At 33.5% G+C, this 5,515-nt stretch carries 4 protein-coding genes and 3 pseudogenes; 4 read left to right on the top strand and 3 right to left on the bottom strand.

The features are described 5' to 3' along the window. Nucleotides 1-340: 340 nt before the first annotated feature. The 3 genes and pseudogenes from CQZ94_RS30040 to CQZ94_RS30030 form a co-directional block, all read right to left on the bottom strand. Nucleotides 341-538, bottom strand: a pseudogene (locus tag CQZ94_RS30040) (zinc ribbon domain-containing protein); the annotation flags it as partial. After that, the gene (locus CQZ94_RS32525) at nucleotides 483-665 is read right to left on the bottom strand and encodes a hypothetical protein (RefSeq protein WP_142395972.1); all 183 of its coding nucleotides are present in this window, start codon (nucleotides 663-665) and stop codon (nucleotides 483-485) included. The pseudogene CQZ94_RS30040 and the gene CQZ94_RS32525, both read right to left, overlap by 56 nt. 172 nt (nucleotides 666-837) lie before the next feature. Next, on the bottom strand, nucleotides 838-1,941 hold the full coding sequence (locus tag CQZ94_RS30030; RefSeq protein ID WP_105588350.1) for a spore coat kinase CotI: 1,104 nt from the start codon (nucleotides 1,939-1,941) through the stop codon (nucleotides 838-840). Between the two features lie 152 nt (nucleotides 1,942-2,093). Between CQZ94_RS30030 and CQZ94_RS30025 the strand changes: the two genes are divergently transcribed. The 4 genes and pseudogenes from CQZ94_RS30025 to CQZ94_RS31465 all read left to right on the top strand — a co-directional run. Then, a complete protein-coding gene (locus CQZ94_RS30025; protein ID WP_105588349.1) occupies nucleotides 2,094-3,230 on the top strand; it encodes a glycosyltransferase family 4 protein in 1,137 nt (378 codons plus the stop codon). A 24-nt stretch (nucleotides 3,231-3,254) separates the two neighbouring features. After that, nucleotides 3,255-4,313 carry a spore coat putative kinase CotS gene (gene cotS, locus CQZ94_RS30020; protein ID WP_105588348.1) on the top strand — a complete coding sequence of 353 codons (1,059 nt, stop codon included), beginning with the start codon at nucleotides 3,255-3,257 and terminating at the stop codon, nucleotides 4,311-4,313. 1 nt (nucleotide 4,314) lies between these two features. After that, nucleotides 4,315-4,944: pseudogene (locus CQZ94_RS32165) on the top strand (hypothetical protein); the annotation flags it as partial. Between the two features lie 314 nt (nucleotides 4,945-5,258). Next, nucleotides 5,259-5,515, top strand: a pseudogene (locus CQZ94_RS31465) (ATPase); the annotation flags it as partial.

Raw genomic sequence — 5,515 nt, 5'->3', positions numbered from 1 at the left:
ATGTCTAAGTTTCAGAGATTAGTTACATAAATCTTATAGTTTTTGCACCAGAACCAAGTAAAAACCCTGTACCATAGTACAGGGGCAAGGGGAGTATTATTTACTATATTATCGATCTACTTTCTTAAAATAAACTGTTATTTTTCAATAAGTCTTACTCAACAATATGGCCCTTTAGTAGAGTAACTTTATTGCTACTCAACAGTTCCTTAATTTACCTTTCAGTTCAAATCTTCTTTTCACTATAAAAACACCCCTTTAGATAAACAGATCCAAAGGGGAAAAACATCGCAACTTTTTTCAAAAGATCGTGTCTTTTTTATAAACACCGTGACTTTATTTAAAAGCGACATTCGTTTCTAAGATTTGGTCCTGCGTTAACATCTCTATCGTGATATGTACTACAAGAAGGGCAGTCCCACTCACTAAGATTAAGATTTTTAACGTCTTTATTTTGGTAAATACAATTCGGACATAGCTGACTAGAAATAAATGTTTTTGATATAAATACATCTTGCTTCCCATACCATTTTCTTTTTTAATTGAGTAAGCTCGTCAGAGAAAAAATGATACGTTAACCCTTTCCCCGCTTCTCTATAAGTATGATTCCACATAGCAAGAAAACGATTAAATACAAAACAACTGTAACCAATGGTTCTCGTAATTAAGGATTCTTATTCTTGATTCTAGTAAAAACGAAAAAACGTAGGCTTACGCCTACCGACATTCATCTCCCACCTAAAATTGGTGTTCCACACCTTCACATTTTTGAGGAGGGAGTCTTCTGTCGGAAAAAGATAACAATAATCTTTGCCCCAGAACTGTTTGTATTGTGTATTAAAATTCCTCTATTAATATATTTAAAGCTTTTGACTTTATCCTTTCATATTCCATAGCTTCAGCAAGTTCGTCAGCAAGTAATGGCGATTTTCTGACGTATTTTTCGCGAATCACATCATATAATTCGTATGGAAATAACATATCTATAAACATAATTTTCTTCTGCTCTGCTGTTAAAGGAGAAACTGACTCATATGCGTTAATCATAACTTGAAATTGATTTTCATTCCAAACACCAGTTGTATCTAGTAGAGGAATAATCATTTTACGCAAGTCTCGAATAGGAAGATCGTAAGAAACTGTATCTAAATCAATTACCCAAATTTGATTACTTGGATCTAATAAGGAATTTCCTGTTCCATAATCTTGATGACATAAATTGGGGAATGTTTGTAATTCATCAGTCCATTTTGTATATTCAGATTCCAATAGTCTTTGGTGCGTTTGTTTTGCTTCTAAAATGAAAGCATCAATTTCAGCCAAGTACAATTGTGAAAATGGGTCATCCGGCATAGTTGCGGATAAATTTTTCCAAATCTCCATCTGCTGAAATCTTTTAATGTAATGATTGGGCCAACGTCCCAGTTTTGTAAAGATCGGTATGCCTGGTGGTGGTTTATAGCCAATAGAAGCTACATGAAAATCTGCTAACCCTTTCATAATCATTTCAAGATCTTCTTGCATTGTAAGCTCAAACGGTCTTCCCTCAATCCAATCATAAACAACAAATAAAAATGGACCGTGTTTTGTATATAACTGATTCATTCTGCTTGGAATTATGCTTGGAACACGCATACCTTTTTTGGCAAGATAATCTTGAGCATGAATGGAAAATAAAGCCTTTTTTTCAGGGCGATGAATTCTCTTTAAGCAAAATGGTCCATCTGTAGTATGAATTTTCCATACTAAGGCCAGTTGTCCACCTTGTATTAATTCGATTGTAGTCGCTTGAATATCCCAATGTTGAATCATTGTCTCTGCCAATGCTACTAATTTTTGCTCCTCTTCGGGCGATAATGTATACACCGCTTCTTCATTATGATTCTCCACATATACCACCATCCTTTTATACTCTCTTATTACTGTATGGTACATGACCATTTTTGCTCTAGCCATTTGCCTTTAAGAAGAAAAAGTACTATTTACCAAATTTAATTATAAAAGATGAAAAAATGCTTGATAACTCACAAACATAAGGGTTTCTTCGTAACATATGAAGAAAGTTGTATTTTATGAAACAGGGAGGCGATTTAATGAAAATTGCGATAATATCCACTGAAAAGCTACCCGTACCAGCTGTACGAGGTGGAGCTATTCAAATTTATATAGATTCTGTTGCTTCCATTATTGCTTCAAATGGAAAAAATGTGACAGTTATTTCTATAACAGATCCTAATTTAAAACCAGAAGAAAAAAATGGTGGTGTAAGGTATATACGTTTTCCAGAAGAGGAATATCTGCCTTATATTATTAAACATTTGAAACAGGAAAAGTATGATGTGGTTCATTTATGTAATCGTCCCAATTGGATTACGATTTTACGTGAGGCGGCACCACAGACCAAATTTGTGTTAAGTGTGCATAATGAAATGTTTGCATATGAAAAGATAAGTGATAAAGAGGGCGAAGCATGTATTACAGCTGTTTCCAAAATTGTAACAGTTAGTGATTATATAGGAAAAACAATAACCTCACGCTTTCAAACTGCAAAACCTAAGACAAAAACAGTATATTCTGGTGTAGATGTAAATGAATATTATCCTTCATGGACCGTGAATGGTACAAAAGTTAAAAATCATGTACAAAAACAGTTAAATTTACAAAATAAAAAAGTGGTTTTGTTTGTTGGACGCTTGAGCAAAGTAAAAGGTCCTCATGTTTTGCTACAAGCTCTTCCTAAAATCATTGAGGAAAATTCAGACATTGTAATGGTTTTTATTGGTTCAAAATGGTTTGGAGATGACAATGTAAATAATTATGTAAAACATTTATATACCTTAGGCGCAATGTTTCCAGAACATGTAGTCTTTATTAAATTTGTTAAGCCGAAGGATATTTCAACACTTTACGCTATGTCAGATATTTTTGTTTGTTCTTCACAGTGGCAAGAGCCTCTGGCTAGGGTGCATTACGAAGCAATGGCAGCGGGATTACCAATTATTACAAGTAACCGAGGTGGTAACCCTGAGGTAATTGAAGAAGGAAAAAATGGATATATTGTCAATGATTTCGAGAATCCTGATGCATATGCAGAAAAAATAATTAATCTATTGAATAGCGAAAATAAAAGAAAACAGATGGGGAAATATGGACGTGCGAAAGTTGAAAAAGAATTTAGTTGGAACCGAGTTGCCATGGATCTAATGAAAGTGTATGGGGAAATTTTATAGAATTTAAGAGGGGGCTGATGAAAATTGGAAGAAACAACTGGATTAGAGAGCGAACATTTAAAAAAGGTACTTAGCTTTTATCCATTTGAAGTAAGTAATATCATTCTCCAGTCAAGCAGAAGTGGGAGAACGATTTGGGAAGTTGAAACAGAAGAAGGATTAAAAATATTAAAACAAGCACATATGCAACCAAAAAGAATGCTATTTATTGCTGGAGCCCATTTACATCTCCTTCAAAATGGATTACCGATTACAAAAATTCACCAAACAAAAAGAGGGGGATTTTGTATTGGATCTGATGAGTATGCGTATGTACTATATGATAAACATCAAGGGAAAGAAGTTATTTATTATAATAAAGAACAATTAGAGAAGGTACTAATATATGCAGGGAAATTTCATCAAGCATCGGAAGGGTATATTCCGATGCAGGAAAGTAAACTACGAAGTCGATTAGGAAAATGTCATAAATTATACCGATGGAAATTACAAGAATTAGAAGGAAACAAAAGGATTGCACTCTCTTTTCCAAATGATTTGTTTTCAACTATGTTTTTAGAGTACGCCGATAAAATGTTAGCACGTGGTAAGAAAGCATTACAAGAAATAAATGATCCATATTATAACCAATGGACAAAAGAAGTTATTGCATCTAAAAGTTTTTGTCAGCAGGATTTTACTTTGGCAAGATTTGCAGAAATAGATGATTCTATGTTTATGAAAGAGCTACATTCTATTACAAGTGATTTACCCGTGAGAGACCTACGTATTATTTTAAATAAAGTAATGAAAAAAATGTCAGTTTGGGATACTAATTTAGCCATTCATATGTTAAGTGCCTATAACTCGGAAAATTCCTTATCAGAAAAACAATTTCGTGTTCTTTGGACCGATTTATCGTTTCCTCACTTATTCTGTTCAATTGCACATAAATACTATTTAGGACAAAAGCGTTCTTGGTCTGATGAAAAGTATATTTGGGCATTGCAAAATATCATTGCACTTGAAGATTCTAAGGAAGAATTTTTACAAAATTTTTCTGATATTTACCATGAAATCAAGAGCAATAGTGGGGGGAAATAAAATGAAGCCGGAACTGGAAGAGATAGTGATTCCTATTTTAGATTTAGAGAAATTTGTGTTTTCTCCACCAGGACCAATGGGATGGGCATTGTCCGAGTATGAGCAACAAAAAAATATTGTACTAAATGAATCTTCTGTACTAGAGAATTTAGTGATTATTAAAGAAATAGAATTAGTAGAGTTACCCAAAAATGGATTGATAGAGCTAGAAAAGAAAATCCCGCCAAAAACTACAAAAATTGATGAAATAAATGATGATGGGATTCAAAATGTAATAGAGCTAGAAGAGCGAAACCAGGAACAAAATGAGGTCATTTTAACTGAAATAGAAAAGCCGAAAGTAAAAGTCAAAATTATTCCTCACGATCAACCATTAAAAAGTCCATGGCTAGCAGTAGAGTTACCCAAAAATGGATTGATAGTGCTAGAAAAGAAAACCCCGCCAAAAACTACAAAAATTGATGAAATAAATGATGAAGGGATTCAAAATGTAATAAAGCTAGAAGAGCGAAACCAGGGACAAAATGAGGTCATTTTAACTGAAATAGAAAAGCCGAAAGTAAAAGTCAAAATTATTCCTCACGATCAACCATTAAAAAGTCCATGGCTAGCAGTAGAGTTACCCAAAAATGGATTGATAGTGCTAGAAAAGAAAACCCCGCCAAAAACTACAAAAATTGATGAAATAAATGATGAAGGGATTCAAAATGTAATAAAGCTAGAAGAGCGAAACCAGGGACAAAATGAGGTCATTTTAACTGAAATAGAAAAGCCGAAAGTAAAAGTCAAAATTATTCCTCACGATCAATCATTAAAAAGTCCATGGCTAGCGAAATTAGTAAAGAACGCTAAGGAAAACGAATAATGAAAATTCCGCAAATATATTAATCTTTTCATATTCTTTCAACATAGTATATATAAATCTATATCGAAGGAGTTAGGTAAATGGCCGATGTGAAAAGAGCAAAAATAAAACTAGATGTTGAGAATGGCTTTAGTGTTAATTCGGATGAGGATATACAGGAAGTTCTAAAATCTCTAGCTGAAATGATTCAATCTGGCACACATAATGGTGTAGAGGTTGAAATTCAATATCTTGATGAAACAGAAGTTATCTTTACAGAAGAAGAAGACGAAGAAGACGAAAAAGAAGACGAAGAAGACGAAGAAGACGAAGAAGACGAAGAAGACGAAGAAGACGA

This window comes from Bacillus sp. MYb209 (assembly GCF_002975175.1).
Taxonomy (GTDB): Bacteria; Bacillota; Bacilli; order Bacillales; family Bacillaceae_G; genus Bacillus_A.
This window is presented reverse-complemented; position numbering and strand designations above follow the sequence as displayed.